Genomic DNA, 18,420 nt, shown 5'->3' with positions numbered 1-18,420 from the left:
TTTTAGCAATTATTTCTGAGTATTTTTTAACTCCAACGAACCTAATTCTTTTCCTGCTGCATCATCTTCATAAGAATTTCTAACGATTACTTTATATAATGACTTATGATCCAAACTACTTAAGTCAAAAGAAATGTTAATTGTAGCATCTTCCCCTTTATTAAAGCCACTACCAATTTGACGTGCAATAGGTATCTCAAGACCGTTTTTATAAACTGAAATTAGAATATCACGACTTTTTTATTTTTTTCTGGATTTGGAACATCCATAATCAGCGTAGTTTGAAGCGCATCACTTTGGGCCTTAATATTTTTAATTTTTTTCACGTTTTTAATGCTAGGTATCGTTTCTTTCATAATGGGTTGGTAAGGAATTTTAAACGTCCAATCGCCTTGATACTCTAATGCATTCTCAACACTAAAAGATCGGCTACTTGCTTTGATTGCTTCTTTTAATTCATTATCATGCTGTTCTTGATCTTCCCAAGCTAATCGGTAGATATGAAGCGTTAATTGATCTTGACTAACAAGTTTTTGCTTATTGAAAGTTGAAATCACTGAACCATAAAAAACATCCTTCTCGATTCTATATAACGATGTTGAACTTACACCCCCAAATAAATCTTCTTTGCTTCCTTCTCTAAATAACCCTAGTTGAATATCTTGAGAATAATTATTTCTAGCGATTTTTTTCTGTAATAACTCTTTTAATTTCTGATCTTTAATCTTAAATTGATAATCAAACGCCATTTTATTTTTTGTCGATACAAATTTTGTTAATACGATTTCTCGCTCATTTTGTACACTCCGCAATTCTAGTTTTGTTGGAACACCAGAAGATTCTACTGTTTGAACACCTGTATCTTGACTAATCCCCAATACCTCTTCTATGGCACGTCCAATGGGTGTTTTTACTATCAAAGTAAAAGTGGTAGCAATACTAATTAGCCCTATAATTAAATGTTTACGCGATATTTTTTTCTTTGGCTGTCTGTATTGTTTTATTTCTCCCATTAATATCTTAGTTCTTTGTGTGTTTAAACGTTCCACTGTTTCTAAAGGCATCTTTTTTTCATATTTTAATATATCACTTCGTTTTCTATCCATTTACCATGTCTCCTTTAAATATGTCCTTAATTTTTTTCGACCACGAGAAAGACGAATTTTGATGGTATTTGTTGAAACATCAAGTTGCTGAGCGATTTCTTTTATACTAAAGCCAACATAATAGTACATAACTAGCGGAACGCGATAATTATCAGGTAATTTATGTAATCCTTTATCCAAATTATATAAATCATCAAAAGCAGGAACAGAAGAATAAGTATCCATCCAGTGAGTTGTTCTCTGCTTTTCTCTAAAAATATTTTGAACTTGGTTTAACATTATTTTAAAAATCCATGAATTAAACGCATGTTCATTTTTTAATGTTGTTATTTTTTCCCATGCACATAGTTCAGTTTCTTGTAAACAATCAGCAACGTCGACTTCGTTTAATAGCATTTTATATGCAGCATTGTATAAAACTGTTTCATATTTTTGACAAAGGTGAACAAATGCTTGTCCATCTCCTTTTTTTGCTTTCTGAACTAATTTTTTTGTTGAAATTTTATCCATAAAACACCTCTTTTCATTTAACTAACTATTAGACGTTAAGTATCTGTAAAAGGTTTCATATTTTTATAAAAAAAATATCTGGGACAAAAGTCATTTTGACTACTGTCCCAGATACTAAAATTCACAATGAGTAGCTGGCTACTTTACAGACAACAACTTCGTAAAACGTTCTGCCAACATTTGGTGGGCATCAATTTTTTTGGTTCCTTGTGCTTTTGCTGCAAAACTAGCAAAGTTTAAGCCAGCCCCAAATAGTTGTAACGCACCGTTGCCTAAATCTCCCTTTTTAAGAGCTTCAAGCCCATCTTCGATAAATTGGTTACTTTCATCTAAATGACACTCAGGAAGATATTTCACGCCGTGATGATATCGTTTTACATTCAGAATGATTTGCTTCGCGGCTTCTTCTGAAATAGCCGCTCCCAAGTTTAACAGTAGCTCATTGATTGGTTCCACCAAGCGAGCATAGTCACTTTCGTATTTTTGACAATTCAGTGCAATCGCTTTGCGGCGTTCTTCATTTTTCATTTTTTCCACTCCCTTTTTTATTAAAAACGAGCACGAAAGCTACCAACTGGCTTCGCACTCGTTCTTTCTAACCACTAATTTTCTTTGTTCATGCTTTTAATTTTAATTAAACGTGTAATTTCGCCACGTTCATTTTCTTCTAATTTCATTTGAATGTAGTAAATTGTTTCTTCTAATTGCGGAATCGTCATATACTCTAAGGCGTTGACACGACGACGCGTTTTTTCAATTTCTTTTGATAATAATTGGCACGTCTTTTCAACATTTGCAAGTGCTAATAATTTCGGTAAAATGCTTGAAATTTTAGCAAAAGCTTGATCAAGCTCGCTGTTTGAATTCACGTAGCCATAATCTAAGGGTGCTTCTTGAACCGATTCATCGTAATCAAAAATCATTTTAGGAACTGGCACACTTAAGATGTTCTGTTCAATAATTTCTAATTCAACTTTTTCGGCTGGAATTGCCACTAACTCTTCAATAAAGGCTTCGTTCAACGTTGCGTTTGCCAATACAAAATTTGATAACGCATCCGTCACTTCTTGTTCAACCTGAATACGTAACTCATTGTTTTCTTTGACTAGCGCAATAAACCGTCGCATCAATTCATCTTGTTTGTCTTTCAGCAACTTATGACCTCTCGTGGCCGTAGTTAACTGTTTTTTCAATCGGGAAAGTTCCATACGGGTTGGATTAACATTTAATCGAGCCATTTTTCTACTTCCCTTCAGTTAAATATTGATCGAGCATATCCTCTTTAATTCGTTTTAGTTCTGTTCTCGGTAGCATACTTAATAGTTCCCACCCAAGATCTAACGTTTCTTCAATCGAACGGTTTGTATCGAATCCTTGATTGACATATTCTTCTTCAAAACGTTGGGCAAAAGCTGCGTAAATTTTATCGACATCGGAAAGAGCTGATTCTCCTAAAATGACAGCTAATTCTTTGGCTTGTTTCCCTTGTGCATAGGCTGAGAACAATTGATTCATCGTCGCTGCATGATCCCCGCGCGTTTTGCCTTCGCCAGTTCCTTTGTCTTTAAGACGGGAAAGTGATGGCAATACATCAATTGGTGGTTGGATACCGCTCTTATATAGTTCCCGGGACAAGATAATTTGCCCTTCTGTAATATAGCCAGTTAAATCGGGAATTGGATGTGTTTTATCCTCCTCTGGCATTGTTAAAATAGGAATCTGTGTTACGGAACCTTTTGAGCCACGAATTCGGCCTGCCCGTTCATACAACGTTGCTAAGTTCGTGTAAAGATAACCCGGGTAACCACGACGTCCTGGAACTTCACGGCGTGCTGCTGAAATTTCTCGCAACGCTTCGCAATAATTGGTCATATCCGTCATGATAACTAAGACATGCATGCCCTTTTCATAAGCTAAATATTCAGCGGCTGTCAAAGCCATTCTAGGTGTTGCAATCCGTTCAATGGCTGGATCATTCGCTAAGTTCATAAACAAGACTGAACGATCAATTGCGCCTGTTTGACGGAAATCTTCCATAAAATATTCCGCTTCTTCAAAGGTAATCCCAATGGCCGCAAAAACTACGGCAAATTCTTCTTCACTATTTAACACGTTGGCTTGTCTGGCAATTTGTGCCGCTAATTCTTTATGAGGTAAGCCAGATGCTGAAAAAACAGGTAATTTTTGACCACGAACTAAGGTATTTAAATGGTCAATCGCTGAAATCCCTGTTTGGATGAACTCATCGGGATAATCACGAGCAACTGGATTGATAACTTCGCCGTTAATATCTAATTTTTTCTCAGGTAATAATTCTGGTCCATTATCTTTTAAGCGACCTAAGCCGTCAAAAACGCGCCCCATCATATCTGGCGAAACCCCTAATTCTAAAGGATGTCCCAGAAAGCGAACTTTTGAATCACGAATATTGATGTTACTCGTTCCTTCAAAAATTTGGACCATCGCTTTATCTCCATTGATTTCTAAAACTTGCCCTTGGCGAATTTCGCCATTTTGCATGCGTACTTCAATTAATTCTTCGTACTTTACGCCTGCCACTTTTTCAACAATCATCAGAGGACCAACGACTTCATTGATTGTACGATATTCTTTAATCATTCGTCATTCCTCCTTCAGCAATGATTTCTTTTATCGTTGTTTTAATTTCTGCTTGTAAACGATCCAATTTTTCTAATTCTTCTTCTGGTAAATACTTGCTACGAGCAATGCGATCGCGGATTTCAACTGTTCCCGCCATTAACTCAGAGAAATAAGTGCCTAAACTTAAGGCTTTTTGACCTTCTTCACCAAAAGTTAGAATCAATTGCAACATTTTCGCTTGTTTGGTTCGAGAAGTGAACGTATCCACGTCATCAAAAGCATTTTGTTGCAAATAGTCTTCCCGTAATGATTTGGCTGTTTCCAACGTTAAACGGTCTTTATCCGACAAGGAATCAATCCCAACCAAACGAACAATTTCTTCCAATTGAGATTCCTCTTGTAAAATCCGCATCCCTTCAGCTACCATAGCGGCCCAGTTTCCTTGCAATTCCAAGTCTAAATATTGCCCTACTTCTGTGGAGTAAAGAGAATAACTTTGCAACCAGTTAATAGAAGGAAAATGACGTTTTTGTGCTAATTGAGAATCTAAGCCCCAGAATACTTTAACAACGCGTAACGTATTTTGTGTGACAGGTTCTGATATGTCCCCACCAGATGGCGAAACCGCACTAATCGCCGTAATGCTTCCTTCACGATGATCTTTTCCTAACGCGATGACTTGTCCTGCTCGTTCATAATATTCAGCTAAGCGACTACCTAAATAGGCTGGATAGCCTTCATCACCAGGCATTTCTTCTAACCGACCACTCATTTCTCGTAACGCTTCTGCCCAACGAGAAGTAGAATCCGCCATAATTGCGACTGAGTAACCCATATCACGGAAATATTCTGCAATGGTAATCCCTGTATAAATCGAGGCTTCCCGTGCCGCTACCGGCATATTTGACGTATTCGCAATTAAAATCGTCCGATTCATCAAAGACTCACCAGTTGTTGGATCAATTAATTCTGGAAATTCATTTAAAACATCTGTCATTTCATTCCCGCGTTCCCCACAACCAACGTAAACGACTAAGTCGACATCGGCCCACTTGGCAATTTGGTGCTGAACGACTGTTTTTCCAGCGCCAAATGGTCCTGGAACTGCTGCCGCTCCGCCTTTCGTAATTGGGAAAAAGGTATCAATTACGCGTTGTCCGGTCACCATCGGTACTTTGGGACTTAGTTTTTCTAAAATGGGACGTCCCCGCCGAACGGGCCATTTTTGCATCATGCTAAAACTTTCCGTTCCTTTAGCCGTTTTCACTGAGTAAACTGTTTCATCAATGGCAAAGTCACCTGCTTTAATTTCGGCAATCGTTCCTGAAACGCCGAAAGGCACCATAATTTTATGTTGAATAATCGGTGTTTCTTGAACCACACCGACGATGTCACCTGCCGACACTTCTTCACCAACTGCCACAGTTGGTTCAAACGTCCATTTTTTCTCACGATCTAACGCATCAATTTTAACGCCACGGCCTAAAAAGTTACTGTGGGTTACTTCTTGAAATGTATCCAATGGTCGTTGAATACCATCAAACATTTCGGCAATTAAACCTGGGGCTAATTCAACAGATAATGGTTCTCCTGTTGAAATAACTGGTTCTCCTGGTCCAATGCCTGTTGTTTCTTCATATACTTGAATCGAAGCGACGTCGCCTCGCATTTCAATAATCTCTCCGATAACGCCTAAATCTCCTACATGACAAATGTCTTGGATACTAGCATCTGACATGTTTTCAGCTAAAATCAAAGGACCTGAAACTTTGACAATTTTTCCAATTTGCACGCTCATTCTCCTTTGCATTATAAAATATTTTGTCCAATTGCTTTTTCAACATTTTTTTCAATCTCACTTAAACCGATTCCGATTGTACCATTATGACTTGGGATTAAAATAATCGCTGGTGTCACTTGTTCTTTGTATCGTTCAATCGTTTCTTCTGCTAAAGCAGAGGCTTCTTCCGTTATGAAAATGACCCCAAACTTATTTTTTGCCATAGTTTCAATGGCTTCTCTAACTTGCATTTCTGAAATGGCATGATGGACCTCAAAGCCAAACAGTTTAAATGGTAAGATTGAATTTTTGTCTCCAATGACACCAATTTTATACCCCATTGACTTTTCGCATCCTTTCTCGAATTTTTTCATTTGAAAACCCACTATGTTTTCCGACCAAAATTAAACGTAGATTTTTCCATTCAACCTCTTTCGCATTCAAAAAGGCTAGTAATGGGAGCGGCCCAAAAGCAACCGTCCGACCGTTTTCATACATTGAGGTCAGGTAATCATCTTTGAGTTTTTCAAAAGCCAATAAATTTAATTCATTGGTTTCTTTATTGATAATCTTTTCTAATAGTTGTCCGTAATTCGTTGTTCTGACAAATGCTGTAAATTCTACAAGTGACTTTTCCGCATAGGTCAACAGCTCTTTCTTTGAGAGACTGCCAGCGCTAGAAAGCACGGTTGATAAAAAGTTACTGTTTTGATGTTGAACAATCCCTCTAGCCATCGTTGATAGATTGGTTAAATCAATAAAAGCGATGACTTCCTTCGTTAACTCTTCACAGCCCAATTCATCCGCCAATTTTCGTTGTTGCTGTAAAAATGCTCGATCATAAAGGATATCAATTGCTTGCGGCAAACCGCCTTCTTCCAGATAGGCAAAAACATCACGGATCACTTCTAATAATGCTGGCTCAAGTTCGGAAGAGTTTTTTGTATGAATGGCACTTTTGACTGTGTTTAGAGAATAACGACCATCTTCTAAATAAAGATAATCAAAATCTTTACCTGTTCGCTCAGCTTTCGTCAAAATTTTCAAGTTATGGAAGGTAAAACGCATCGTATACAACGTTACTACAGCTGGTTCTGGAGCCATTTCATATAACCAGCGATAAAGACTTCCCAGCGCTTCAGAAGAATGGTAGTCAAATTTTTCTTCAAAAGTTTCGGTTAAATAAGGTTGATAAACCGTACTTTTTAACATATTTTTAACGTCTTCAACTGTTTCCGCTTCTAAAAGTTGTTGAAACTGTTGCTCAGAAAGCAGCTCCGTTTCTTTTAAACGAATCAGCGGATTAATTTGATGATACGTTGGTTTTCTCATTCTACGTCCTCCCTTCTTAACTGAAAAGTTTTTCTGCTACTTTAAAGCCTTCTGTTTTTTGAATCTCTTCAACTAATGCTGAAAAGAGAAAATTATAATCCAAACCGTCTTTTGCAACGATAAAGCCACTTTCTTTTGGAACAACTTCCTCTGAAAGCTCCCATTGAACAGTAGCATCAGAAAGGGCGGTCAGCCATTCTTGCGTCACTTTCGTTTGAGAATACTCGCCTAAAAGAATGGTTGCTTTTCCTGTTAATTCAAGTGAACCTAATTGTGCTTTCATGAATTCTTGAAATTCTTCCGCTGACCATTCACTCATCTTTAAGACCACTTCGTCAAATAATTGGTTAAGATATGCTTGTTTTTTATTTAATGCATCCTGACGAATTTCTAGTGTTTGCCGTTGTTGGCGTTGTTTAAATTCTTTTAATAATTGTTGTTGTCGTTTTTCTATTTCATGTTCTTGCTTCAGCAAAATTTCTTGTTGTGCTGCTTGGAATTCTTGATCGATGCGCGTTTGTTCACTGGTGACATAGGCTTCGACTTCTTGCTTTCCTTGTTGCTTAATTTCACTGATGATTTTTTCAATGGCATCCATCCATCTGCCTCCTCAATTATTTGACGTTCAATACAAGTAAGAAGGAAATTACGAACCCTAAGATGGCATAAGTTTCAACCATGGCAGCATAGATAATTCCTTTTGTTGCATGTTCTGGTTTCTTCGCTAAAATTTGGATCCCCGCAGCGGCTACACGACCTTGGGCAATCCCAGAGAACAATCCTGCAAAAGCAATTGGTAAAGCTGCTACAAAATAGTTCAATCCTTGAACCATACTCATATCGTTTCCTAAGTTAATATAAATTAAGAAAGCAATAACGAAACCGTACAGTCCTTGTGTACCTGGTAATAACTGTAAAATTAACGCTTGACCAAATTTTTCTGGCTGCTCCGTCGTTAAAGCTGCTGCTGCTTCCCCAGTAAAGCCAACCCCTTTGGCTGATCCAATCCCAGCAAAAATTGTCGCCATCGCCATTCCTAATACTGCAAAAACAATTCCACCATTATTAATTAAGTAATCCATCATCTCTATTTTCCTCCAATAAATAATTTTCTATTTTTTCTCAACATTGACATACTTTTCTTTTGTTTTTAGCGGATTAAACGCCCGGCCACCGCCTGTGTAAAATTTTCCAAAGAACTCAACATATTGCAAACGTGCGCCATGAACATAAGCACCTAATAACGATAAGAATATGTTTAACGCATGTAAAACAATTAACAGCAAGATGCCCACGCTAAAACGGGCAACTGGCGGCATGAACTCTACGAGCATATTAAACGCTGAAGCAATACTTCCCCCAGCAATTCCTAACGCCATCAAACGTGTATAACTAACTAAATCACCGACATAACCTGTCACACCGTATAGTCCATACAGTCCTTTGGCTAAACCTTTTAATTTGGCCTTCGATTGAATCATTGGAATCACAATAATTGCAATGGCAGAAAGGCTAGCTAAAATCGCACCTGCTGTAAATAAGCCTTCATTTTTAACCACTAATTTACCAACGACTAACAATGCTAAACCAAACAAAATCCCTAACCAAGCGTAACTTTCGTTAATACTATCTAAATAGCGCTTTTGTTTTGATAACTGAATCCCATTAATCATTAAACCGACAACCAATTGGATAAACCCAAAAATAACCGATAAAATAAGAATCGTATTTACATCTTCGGTCGTTGATAAAATCGGAAATGGTGATTTGATTCCAAACATTGTTGGCGGTAATGCTGCACCGAAAAACGAACCGTAAATGAAGCCCCAAATAATTGTTGGAAATGATAAAATCAAGAAAAAGTCGGCAAAACGTTTCATGCTTCTCGGTAAAACAAATGCTTTCAAAGCAATAATAGACAAGAGTAGCATCAGTAAGCCATAGCCAATATCCGCTACCATCATACCAAAAAAGACTAGATAAAACGGCATCATCGCAGGTGTCGGATCAACTTCTTCATATTTTGGTAAGCTATACATCTCTGTTAACATTTCAAACGGCTGCACCAATTTATTATTCGCTAGTTTAACTGGTATATCCGTCTCAATTTCCGCCTTCGTAGGATTTTCAAAAGTAAGAGCTATTTCGTCCTTAGGAACTTTTTCTTCAATCGCTGTCAAAATATCGGCTTTTTCTTCGACTGGAATCCACGTTTGCAAGATGAAAAATGATGAAGCATTTAACAAATGTTGACGTGCTTGTTCTCTTTGGATAACCGCCAATAAGACTTCTTCAGCCAAGCAAAACGTTTCATAGAAATCATGATAAGAAGCCAGTTGTTGCTTTAAGGCTTTTTCTTCTTTTTGTAAAATTTCATATCGTTCTTTGACTTGTTGATATGCCTCTTTAGGCGGAACATCATAACGGTATTGGAGTGGTTCAAAACTATATTGGTTTAATAACTCGGTTACACTCTGCTGATGTTCCTTCAGGTAAACGAGTGTAAAGTAACTATGATGCATACTTTGATAAATTTCTTCAAAATAAACCGTTGGCCATTGAGACAAAGCGCTCAAGAAACTGGCTTTATTGGCTAGATTTATCGAACCATGAACAACATAACTACTTTTTAACTGCTGTTTGTGCGGTAGAACATCCAGATATTGCCAGCGGCCTAATAATTCTTCTTCGGCTTCTAATCCTTGACGATCCGTTTGAATTTGTTTCAAAGATTCTTGAATATTCTTTAATTCCATCAAATAGCTTTGTAATGTTTTTTCATCAAAGGTTTGTTCCAACTCTTCCAAAGTATAGACTTTTCTTTTTATCTTTAAGCCTTTTCCTGAAGAGCGTGTCAAAAATAAAAGAAGCTCTTGCAATTGTTGTAGCATCGTTTCATATTTACGTAGCTGTTCAGTTGACTGTTCTGCTTGTAAAAAAGAATATTGACTCTTTAAGGCTTGTTCTTCTTCAGGCGAATGAAAAATCCGTTTTACTTCGACAATTTGCAAGCCTTGAATGGCTTGTAGAATTGCTGCTTCTTTTTCGGCAGCGGCAATTATTGTCATTTTTTCCATTTTACTAACTGCCATAAACGTCTTTCACCCTCTCAATAATTGAATCAATGACTTGTTCTTTGTTCGCTTCGTAACGTTCGTGAAGCGCTTGTTCGGTGCGCTTTGTTTCATCTAAAAGTTGTTCTTTTTCAAGTTGTAACATCTTTTCTTGCGTTGCTAGTGAATCCGTCAGCACTTTTTCAACAGCTTCTTCACTCTTTTGACGTAGTTCAGCTAAACGTTCTTGCTTCTGCTCTTCATATAAACGACAATTCATCTTAGCTTGTTGCCGATGCTCTTCCACCGCATCTTCCGCTGCCTTGATTTGCTCTAGTACTTCTTGTACCATTGTCTCCACCTCCTTAGTTTTTACACCTTTAGCATATAAGAAAAAGGACTAGCGAAATAGAGATACGCTCAGCCCTTTTGTTTTAGGTATGCAAAAAGGCGCAAACTCAAAAATTGTTCTTCTCACCCCTTGAAGAACTGAATCCTTGAAGCTTTCGCCCAACCATTCTTTATTCAATACTCTACCATCTTAGCAAAGTTTTTCGCAAAATTCAATACTTACCCAAATGAATTAAAATAACAAATTTTCACTTTTATAATAGGTAATAAAAAGGCATTATTTTTTTCGCTTTATAATTATTGATCTTGAATTTTTTTCACATAGATGTGCTATACTTACGTAAACAATTAAATTTATTTGGAGGGATCTCTGATGAATATACGATATATTTCAATCTCTGGTAATACGCGCTCATTTGTTCAACGTTTAACAACTTATGCTGAAGAGCAACATCAGCAAAACGAAAAAAATCCTACGATTACTTTCAAAGAAATTTCGGAAAATTCTCCGTTAGAAGTAGAAACAGAACCATTTTTTACCTTTGTGCCTACCTATTTAGATGGTGGCGATGGCATCAACAACGGCAATACCGAAATTTTAACAGAAGTCATGCGAGAATATCTTGCTTTTGAAAATAATTATCGTTATTGCTCTGGCGTGGCGGGCAGCGGCAATAAAAACTTTAACCACCAATACTGCCTGACAGCTAAACAGTATGCGGAACAATTTAACTTCCCCTTCTTAGCTGACTATGAATTAAGAGGTACCCAAGCGGATATTGAACGAATTTATGCTATTTTAAAGGAAAACCAATAAGCAAGTTTCATTACTAAAAAGCTCACCTATGATAGACTACATTTTGAGGTGAAGAAAAATGAGAAATACATGGTTAGCAGAACAACTTCAGTCAATCAGCGAAGAACCCAATTCTTTTATTATCGAGGAAACCATCAAATATATTGAACAATTAGAAGATGATAATGAAAGTCTTCAAGTTGCATTGGAAGGAACCATTTGGAGTCCTAAAAAATGGAACGAACCATTGGAAAAATAATTTAAACAGAAGAAAAGAGCCAGAAACGTAAGTGTTTCTGGCTCTTTTCTTCTGTTATTTACAAATTATAGACGTGCATTTAGATCTTTTGCTAATTCTTCAAAACCTGGTTTACCTAATAAAGCGAACATGTTGCGTTTGTAAGCTTCAACACCTGGTTGGTCAAATGGATTAACCCCATTTAAGTAACCTGAGATGCCCACCGCAATTTCGAAGAAGTACATAACATAACCTAATGAATAAGCATCCATTGTTGGCACTTTAACGATCATGTTTGGCACACCACCATCTGTGTGAGCAAGCAACGTACCTTCGAACGCTTTTGTATTGACGAAGTCAATTTCTTTTCCTTGTAAATAGCCTAAGCCATCTAGATCTTCATTTTGTTCTGGAATTGAAATGCTATGGCGTGGATTTTCAATTTTAACCACTGTTTCAAATAAGTTACGCATACCCTCTTGAACATATTGACCCATAGAATGTAAGTCAGTTGAAAAGTCTGCGGCTGCTGGGAAAATACCTTTGCCATCTTTTCCCTCTGATTCACCGTATAATTGTTTCCACCATTCAGAGAAATAGTGCATGCCAGGCTCATAGTTAATTAACATTTCAGTTGTTTTGCCTTTGCGATATAAAATGTTACGTAACGCAGCATATTGATAGGCTTTGTTTTCTTTTAAGTCGCTCGTTGCGCCGTATTCTTTACGTGCATCATTTGCACCTTCCATTAAACGATCAATATCCGCACCGCTAACAGCGATTGGTAAAAGACCTACTGGCGTTAAAACAGTGAAACGACCGCCCACATCATCAGGAATCACAAATGTTTCCCAACCTTCCGCATCGGCTTCAACTTTTACTGCTCCTTTAGCACGGTCAGTTGTCGCATAAATACGTTTATTGGCTTCTTCTTTGCCATATTTATTAATTAATAACTCTTTAAAGACGCGGAAAGCAATCGCTGGTTCTGTCGTAGTTCCAGATTTTGAAATAACGTTGACAGAAAAATCACGATCACCAATCACATTGATTAAATCAGCTAAATAAGTTGAGCTGATGCTATTTCCAGCAAAGAAGATTTGTGGCGCTTTCCGTTCTTCTTTTGATAATAGATTATTAAATGAATGTGTCAAAAATTCAATTGCTGCACGGGCACCTAAATATGAACCACCGATACCAATGACTACTAATACCTCAGAGTCAGATTGAATTTTTGCTGCTGCTTTTTTAATGCGCGCGAATTCTTCTTTGTCATAGTTTTCTGGTAAATCAATCCAGCCAGTAAAATCATTACCAGCTCCTGTACCTTCACGTAATGCTTTGTCCACTGCAGTGACTTGTGTTTGCATGTATTCCAATTCATGGTCAGCAACAAATGGTGCTAATTTGGAATAATCTAATTGAATGTGTGACATTCCTTTTCCTCCTCGAAAGTAAACTTACTACATGTATACTTTACGTGTTTTTAGACATTTTTTCAAGCAAATTCTTTTGGATAGACCAATTGTTTAATTTTAACTATTTAATTAGAGATATTTATTCTCTTAATCAAACAAACCAAGAAAAAATGCTAGGAAATCCTAGCATTTTTTGTTATTAAACAAGTCCTTGACTCAGCATCGCTGCCGCTACTTTTTCAAAGCCAGCAATATTCGCACCTAAAACAAAGTTATCTCGTGCCTGATATTCGTTAGCTGTATCACGACAAGTCTCATAAATGTTTTGCATAATTTGATCTAGCATACCGTCAACTTTTTCAAAGGACCAAGCTAAACGTTCAGCATTTTGGCTCATCTCTAATGCAGAAACCGCAACACCACCTGCATTAGCGGCTTTACCTGGACAATAAATTACAGCTGATTTAGCAAAAACGGCGACTGCTTCTAGTGTACAAGGCATATTTGCGCCTTCTGCCACGACTTTCACTCCATTTTTCACTAAAATAGCGGCTTGCTTTTCGTTGATTTCATTTTGTGTTGCACATGGTAACGCAATGTCATACGCTGTTTCGAAATCCCAAACAGATTCTTTATCATAATAAGTTGCGCCTTTACGTGTTTCAACATATTTTGAAATGCGTTCACGATTTTTTTCTTTTAGTTCTTTTACTAACGCCACATCAATTCCTTCTGGATCATAGACAAAACCAGACGAATCGGAACATGTGATTACTGTGGCGCCTAGCTCAGTTGCTTTTTCCATGGCATAAATTGCGACATTCCCGCTACCAGAAACAGCGACTTTTTTGCCTTCAAACGTATCGTTTTTATCTGCTAATAAATGTTTAACAAAATAAACCGTTCCATAACCCGTCGCTTCTGTTCTTGCTTGGCTTCCCCAGTATCCTAAAGGTTTTCCAGTCAACACTCCTGCATCATAGTTGCGCAAGCGTTTATACATGCCAAACAAATAACCAATTTCACGAGCGCCTACGCCAATATCGCCTGCTGGAACATCTGTACTTGGACCAATATGTTTTTGAAGTTCGGTCATGAAACTTTGACAAAAGCGCATCACTTCAGCATCTGACTTACCTTTTGGATCAAAATCACTACCGCCTTTGCCGCCACCGATTGGCAAACCAGTTAAACTATTTTTAAAAATTTGTTCAAAGGCCAAAAACTTCATCACACTTAAATTCACACTTGGATGAAACCGCAAACCACCTTTGTATGGTCCAATCGCTGAATTATATTGGACACGATAGCCTCTGTTCACATGCCAGTTGCCCTGGTCATCTTGCCACGGCACACGAAATTGAAAAATACGTTCAGGTTCAATCAAGACACCTAAAACATTTGCTTCAATGTATTGAGGATTTTTTTCTAAAAAACCTTCTACGGTTGGTAAAAACTCATCGACTGCTTGTAAATATTCTGTTTGACCTTGGTCTAATTGGTGAATCTTTTCTTGAATATTTTTAACATATTGTTTTGCGTCCATTTAATCATCCTCTCATTGTTATAGGTTTATTTTAACTGAAAATTCAAAAATTACCATAGTCAAACGTTTATTTTTTCCTTAAATCCAGAAAAAATCCTGTAATTATGGTACACTACCTATTGAATTGGAGGAGAACTATGAAGAAATTTGATGTAATTATTGTCGGTGCTGGGACGAGTGGTATGATGGCCACGATTGCGGCCGCAGAAGCTGGTGCTCAAGTATTATTGATTGAAAAAAATCGCCGTGTTGGGAAAAAATTATTAATGACTGGTGGCGGTCGCTGTAATGTAACCAATAATCGGCCCGCAGAAGAAATCATTTCATTTATTCCTGGGAATGGAAAATTTTTGTACAGCGCATTTTCACAATTTGATAACTATGATATCATGAACTTTTTTGAATCCAATGGTATTCACTTAAAAGAAGAAGATCACGGACGCATGTTCCCTGTTACAGATAAATCGAAGTCAATTGTTGATGCGCTATTTAACCGCATTAACGAATTAGGAGTCACTGTTTTTACAAAAACACAGGTCACAAAATTACTACGAAAAGACGATCAAATAATTGGCGTTGAAACCGAACTGGAAAAAATTTATGCACCGTGTGTTGTATTAACAACTGGCGGCCGCACTTATCCTTCCACAGGAGCAACTGGTGATGGCTATAAACTAGCCAAAAAAATGGGGCATACCATCAGCCCACTCTACCCTACCGAATCGCCTATTATTTCTGAAGAACCTTTTATCCTTGATAAAACGTTGCAAGGTCTCTCTTTACAAGATGTTAATTTAACTGTTTTGAACCAAAAAGGAAAACCTTTAGTTAATCATCAAATGGATATGCTGTTTACACATTTTGGCATTTCAGGACCTGCCGCGCTCCGCTGTTCTAGTTTTATTAACCAAGAATTAACTCGCAACGGTAACCAACCTGTCACGGTAGCCTTGGATGTGTTTCCGACAAAATCTTTTGAAGAAGTGCTGAAAAACGTTGATTACATGATTGAGGAACAGCCAAATAAAGTGGCAAAAAATGCCTTTCATTCTTTAATACCAGAACGGCTGCTCACTTTTTATCTAGAGAAACTAGCAATTGAAGAAGTGCCTGCCAAACAACTAACAGAAAAGCAACGTCTTTCCTTTGTGGAACTACTGAAAGACTTTCAGTTCACTGTTACGAAAACATTGCCTTTGGAAAAATCTTTTGTCACAGGCGGTGGGATTTCCCTCAAAGAAGTGACTCCTAAAACAATGGAGAGCAAATTAGTCAATGGCTTATTTTTTGCTGGTGAACTTTTAGATATTAATGGCTATACTGGAGGCTACAATGTTACAGCTGCATTTGTCACTGGACATGTTGCTGGCTCCCATGCCGCAGAAATTGCAGAATACACCTATTTACCAATTGAAGAAGTCTAAACAAAAGGTCGCTATTTTAGCGACTTTTTGTTTGCTTTTTTTATTTATCAATAATTTTCCCGTTTTCTAAATAAATAGTGCGGGTGGCTACTTTTTCCACAAACGTTTCATCATGCGAAGTGAAAATTACTGTTCCTTGATAGGCACTTATAAATTCTTCAAGTGCTTGGATTGTCTCTAAATCAAGAAAATTGGTGGGTTCATCCAATAAGATGATATTATTTGGTTCTATAAACAATTGCGCCAAAGTAATTGTTATGGCTTCGCCACCACTTAGAGAAGATATCTTTGTCTGTAAATTTTCTTGTTGAAAACCTAGTCGATATAAAAGTGAACGCACAATCTTTTCAGAATAATTTGTCCGCTTCAATAAATAAGTCAACAGTGGTTCATCATTTTTTAATCGATAATCTAATTGATGATACGTTCCTAACCTGACTTTGGGAGAAAAGTAAATGGCCGGGTGACGGGCTTCAATTTGTTGAAGGAAGGTACTCTTCCCAGCACCATTTTTTCCACAAAGTGCTATTTTTTCGTTTAAAGGAATTTGAACGTTCACTTGGTTAAGAATTGTTCGATTCTCATAAGCGAAAGTTAAATTTTCAATTCTAATTGGATATGGATTGTATAAAGAGAACTGATTATTAGTAGGAAAAATAATTTTTCGCTTTTGTTTTGCTTGCGCAACATCGGGTAATCTGTCAATTCTGGCATTAATCGCTTTCGCTTGTTTTTGGAGTGCTTTTTGTACGGTATCTTTTTGTTTAGAACCAGCTAAACGACTAGGTTTAATTTGCTTTTGCTTTTGTTTTTGTTTTTTTGAAACATGACTAGATTTTTGCGCTTGTGCTTGTTTCTTTGCGTAAGATTCCTGTAATTTTTTCTTTTCCTTTTGATATTGATGATAGACTATATTGTGTTTGCTGTTCCAATTCTTTTTGACGACAATACGCATCGTAGTTCCCTAAATATTCTTTGACATGTCCATCCGAAACTTCCCAAATTTTCTCTGCTAATTGATTCAAGAAAAAGCGATCATGACTAACAAACAAAACGGTACCATAATAATACGTTAAATCTGCCACTAACAACTGACGATGTTCTTTATCTAAATGTGTGGTTGGTTCATCTAAAATAACCCCGGTTGGATACTCTGAAAATAATGTTGCTAAGCGTTTTTGGACTTTTTCGCCACCACTTAGTTTTTGATTTTTCTGATTTAGCAAACAGTTTTTATCAGTTTTCTCTGATTCATTCGTTATTTCTTCAGCTACTTGTGCCAAGTAATGAAAGTCGTTCAATCTTTGAACTTTTCCTTTGTCTGATTGAATCTTACCCATAATTAAATTGAGCAGTGTTGATTTTCCTGCGCCGTTTTTACCAATAATCCCAATTTTTTCATTTTCATATACAAATAATTCATCAATTTCTAGAATTGGTTTTCCCGAAAAGTGAATACTTACTTCTTTCAGATGAATACTTAATTTTTTCATTTTGCCCTCTTCTTTCATTTCTGAAACGAAAGAATCTTGGGTACGCAAAAAAGGACAGCCTAATCGCTATCCTTGTAGTTTCGTATAAAAGTACACACGTCACCCATGAATTTTAATTTCAGACTTTTTGATAAGATTTATTCAATTTATTTTGTCAAAAAGTCAATCCAAATTCTGATAGATGCCAACATACAATTATACCTCCTCGTTTAATTACTCCCACATTAACACCTCTGCTTTCTTTTGTCAATTCTGACCCTAAAATGAGAGAATCGGACTTTAGTAGGATACAATTTTACCGAAACTATGGCAAAATAAAGACGGAGGTGAAAACCATGAAGATTACATTGACACGAAAAACATCAGCTTGGGGCGCGTTACGCTATTTTACATTTTATAAAAATGGTGTGCATCAAGGGAAACTTTTTACTAATGTACCTATTGAAATTGAGGCTGATCCTGGGGATGTTTTAACGTTCTATGAAGGCTGGTTCCAGTTTTATCGGCGCATTGAAGTTACTGAAGATACCAAAGAAATCACGATTATCAATTCTAAAAAATTGCAACACGTTTTTTATACCTGTGTCGTCTTATTTTTAATTTTAACGCTATTATTCCTTTCCGCACAGAAACTTTCGACGTTTATTATTGCTGAAATTTTAATTTACTCTGGTATTCAATGGCTGTTCCGGCAACAAACCTATCATTTTACTGTCAAGAAAAAAACGGAATCCTTTGCTTCCTATTCTAAAAAAAGTATCGCACACTAAAC

17 protein-coding genes, 2 pseudogenes and 1 other annotated feature are annotated in these 18,420 nt (G+C 37.0%); of the genes and pseudogenes, 4 read left to right on the top strand and 15 right to left on the bottom strand.

Annotated features, from left to right (window positions below):
* Positions 1-9 precede the first annotated feature (9 nt).
* The 12 genes and pseudogenes from IGI63_RS01855 to IGI63_RS01800 form a co-directional block, all read right to left on the bottom strand.
* Positions 10-1,106: pseudogene (locus IGI63_RS01855) on the bottom strand (hypothetical protein).
* Positions 1,107-1,616, bottom strand: a complete 510-nt coding sequence (locus IGI63_RS01850; protein ID WP_429975204.1) for an RNA polymerase sigma factor — start codon at positions 1,614-1,616, stop codon at positions 1,107-1,109.
* A 138-nt stretch (positions 1,617-1,754) separates the two neighbouring features.
* The gene (locus tag IGI63_RS01845; RefSeq protein WP_002357671.1) at positions 1,755-2,144 is read right to left on the bottom strand and encodes a hypothetical protein; all 390 of its coding nucleotides are present in this window, start codon (positions 2,142-2,144) and stop codon (positions 1,755-1,757) included.
* A gap of 74 nt (positions 2,145-2,218) precedes the next feature.
* Positions 2,219-2,854 carry a V-type ATP synthase subunit D gene (locus tag IGI63_RS01840; protein ID WP_002357673.1) on the bottom strand — a complete coding sequence of 212 codons (636 nt, stop codon included), beginning with the start codon at positions 2,852-2,854 and terminating at the stop codon, positions 2,219-2,221.
* A gap of 4 nt (positions 2,855-2,858) precedes the next feature.
* Positions 2,859-4,235 (bottom strand): V-type ATP synthase subunit B, encoded by a 1,377-nt coding sequence (locus tag IGI63_RS01835; protein WP_002357674.1) that lies wholly within the window; start codon positions 4,233-4,235, stop codon positions 2,859-2,861.
* On the bottom strand, positions 4,228-6,009 hold the full coding sequence (locus IGI63_RS01830; protein WP_002357675.1) for a V-type ATP synthase subunit A: 1,782 nt from the start codon (positions 6,007-6,009) through the stop codon (positions 4,228-4,230). The genes IGI63_RS01835 and IGI63_RS01830 overlap by 8 nt, the downstream gene beginning before the upstream one ends.
* A 17-nt stretch (positions 6,010-6,026) precedes the next feature.
* Positions 6,027-6,338, bottom strand: a complete 312-nt coding sequence (locus IGI63_RS01825) for a V-type ATP synthase subunit F (RefSeq protein ID WP_125180756.1) — start codon at positions 6,336-6,338, stop codon at positions 6,027-6,029.
* The gene (locus IGI63_RS01820) at positions 6,328-7,329 is read right to left on the bottom strand and encodes a V-type ATPase subunit (protein WP_429975203.1); all 1,002 of its coding nucleotides are present in this window, start codon (positions 7,327-7,329) and stop codon (positions 6,328-6,330) included. Before IGI63_RS01820 ends, IGI63_RS01825 begins: the two co-directional genes overlap by 11 nt.
* 16 nt (positions 7,330-7,345) lie before the next feature.
* Positions 7,346-7,927 carry a V-type ATP synthase subunit E gene (locus IGI63_RS01815; protein WP_002357678.1) on the bottom strand — a complete coding sequence of 194 codons (582 nt, stop codon included), beginning with the start codon at positions 7,925-7,927 and terminating at the stop codon, positions 7,346-7,348.
* 16 nt (positions 7,928-7,943) lie between these two features.
* Positions 7,944-8,414, bottom strand: coding sequence for a V-type ATP synthase subunit K (locus IGI63_RS01810; protein WP_429975202.1), 471 nt, complete (start codon positions 8,412-8,414; stop codon positions 7,944-7,946).
* A 27-nt stretch (positions 8,415-8,441) separates the two neighbouring features.
* Positions 8,442-10,421 carry a V-type ATP synthase subunit I gene (locus tag IGI63_RS01805; protein WP_429975201.1) on the bottom strand — a complete coding sequence of 660 codons (1,980 nt, stop codon included), beginning with the start codon at positions 10,419-10,421 and terminating at the stop codon, positions 8,442-8,444.
* Complete coding sequence (locus tag IGI63_RS01800) at positions 10,411-10,734, bottom strand: ATPase V (protein ID WP_429975200.1); 324 nt, start codon at positions 10,732-10,734, stop codon at positions 10,411-10,413. Before IGI63_RS01800 ends, IGI63_RS01805 begins: the two co-directional genes overlap by 11 nt.
* Positions 10,735-10,850: 116 nt before the next feature.
* Positions 10,851-10,898: a sequence feature (sodium ion sensor (DUF1646 type); this cis-regulatory element may regulate processes involved in with the transportation of sodium ions), on the bottom strand.
* A gap of 208 nt (positions 10,899-11,106) precedes the next feature.
* Between IGI63_RS01800 and nrdI the strand changes: the two genes are divergently transcribed.
* Complete coding sequence (gene nrdI / locus IGI63_RS01795) at positions 11,107-11,550, top strand: class Ib ribonucleoside-diphosphate reductase assembly flavoprotein NrdI (RefSeq protein ID WP_289855169.1); 444 nt, start codon at positions 11,107-11,109, stop codon at positions 11,548-11,550.
* Positions 11,551-11,608: 58 nt separating this feature from the next.
* Positions 11,609-11,788: a hypothetical protein gene (locus IGI63_RS01790; RefSeq protein WP_002357684.1), complete on the top strand. Its 180-nt coding sequence runs from the start codon at positions 11,609-11,611 to the stop codon at positions 11,786-11,788.
* Between the two features lie 65 nt (positions 11,789-11,853).
* On the opposite strand, the gene IGI63_RS01785 is transcribed toward IGI63_RS01790, so the two are convergent.
* Positions 11,854-13,203 carry a glucose-6-phosphate isomerase gene (locus IGI63_RS01785; protein ID WP_429975199.1) on the bottom strand — a complete coding sequence of 450 codons (1,350 nt, stop codon included), beginning with the start codon at positions 13,201-13,203 and terminating at the stop codon, positions 11,854-11,856.
* A 181-nt stretch (positions 13,204-13,384) separates the two neighbouring features.
* The gene (gdhA, locus tag IGI63_RS01780; protein ID WP_002360402.1) at positions 13,385-14,731 is read right to left on the bottom strand and encodes an NADP-specific glutamate dehydrogenase; all 1,347 of its coding nucleotides are present in this window, start codon (positions 14,729-14,731) and stop codon (positions 13,385-13,387) included.
* A 137-nt stretch (positions 14,732-14,868) separates the two neighbouring features.
* Here gdhA and IGI63_RS01775 point away from each other — a divergent pair, with 137 nt between their 5' ends.
* On the top strand, positions 14,869-16,155 hold the full coding sequence (locus tag IGI63_RS01775) for an NAD(P)/FAD-dependent oxidoreductase (protein ID WP_002357691.1): 1,287 nt from the start codon (positions 14,869-14,871) through the stop codon (positions 16,153-16,155).
* A gap of 40 nt (positions 16,156-16,195) precedes the next feature.
* On the opposite strand, the pseudogene abc-f reads toward IGI63_RS01775, so the two are convergent.
* Positions 16,196-17,666, bottom strand: a pseudogene (gene abc-f / locus IGI63_RS01770) (ribosomal protection-like ABC-F family protein).
* 245 nt (positions 17,667-17,911) lie between these two features.
* On the opposite strand from abc-f, the gene IGI63_RS01765 reads away from it, so the two are divergent.
* Positions 17,912-18,418: a hypothetical protein gene (locus IGI63_RS01765; RefSeq protein ID WP_002357693.1), complete on the top strand. Its 507-nt coding sequence runs from the start codon at positions 17,912-17,914 to the stop codon at positions 18,416-18,418.
* Positions 18,419-18,420: the final 2 nt, after the last annotated feature.

The organism is Enterococcus sp. DIV0086, assembly GCF_050498705.1.
Lineage (GTDB): Bacteria > Bacillota > Bacilli > Lactobacillales > Enterococcaceae > Enterococcus > Enterococcus faecalis.
This window is presented reverse-complemented; position numbering and strand designations above follow the sequence as displayed.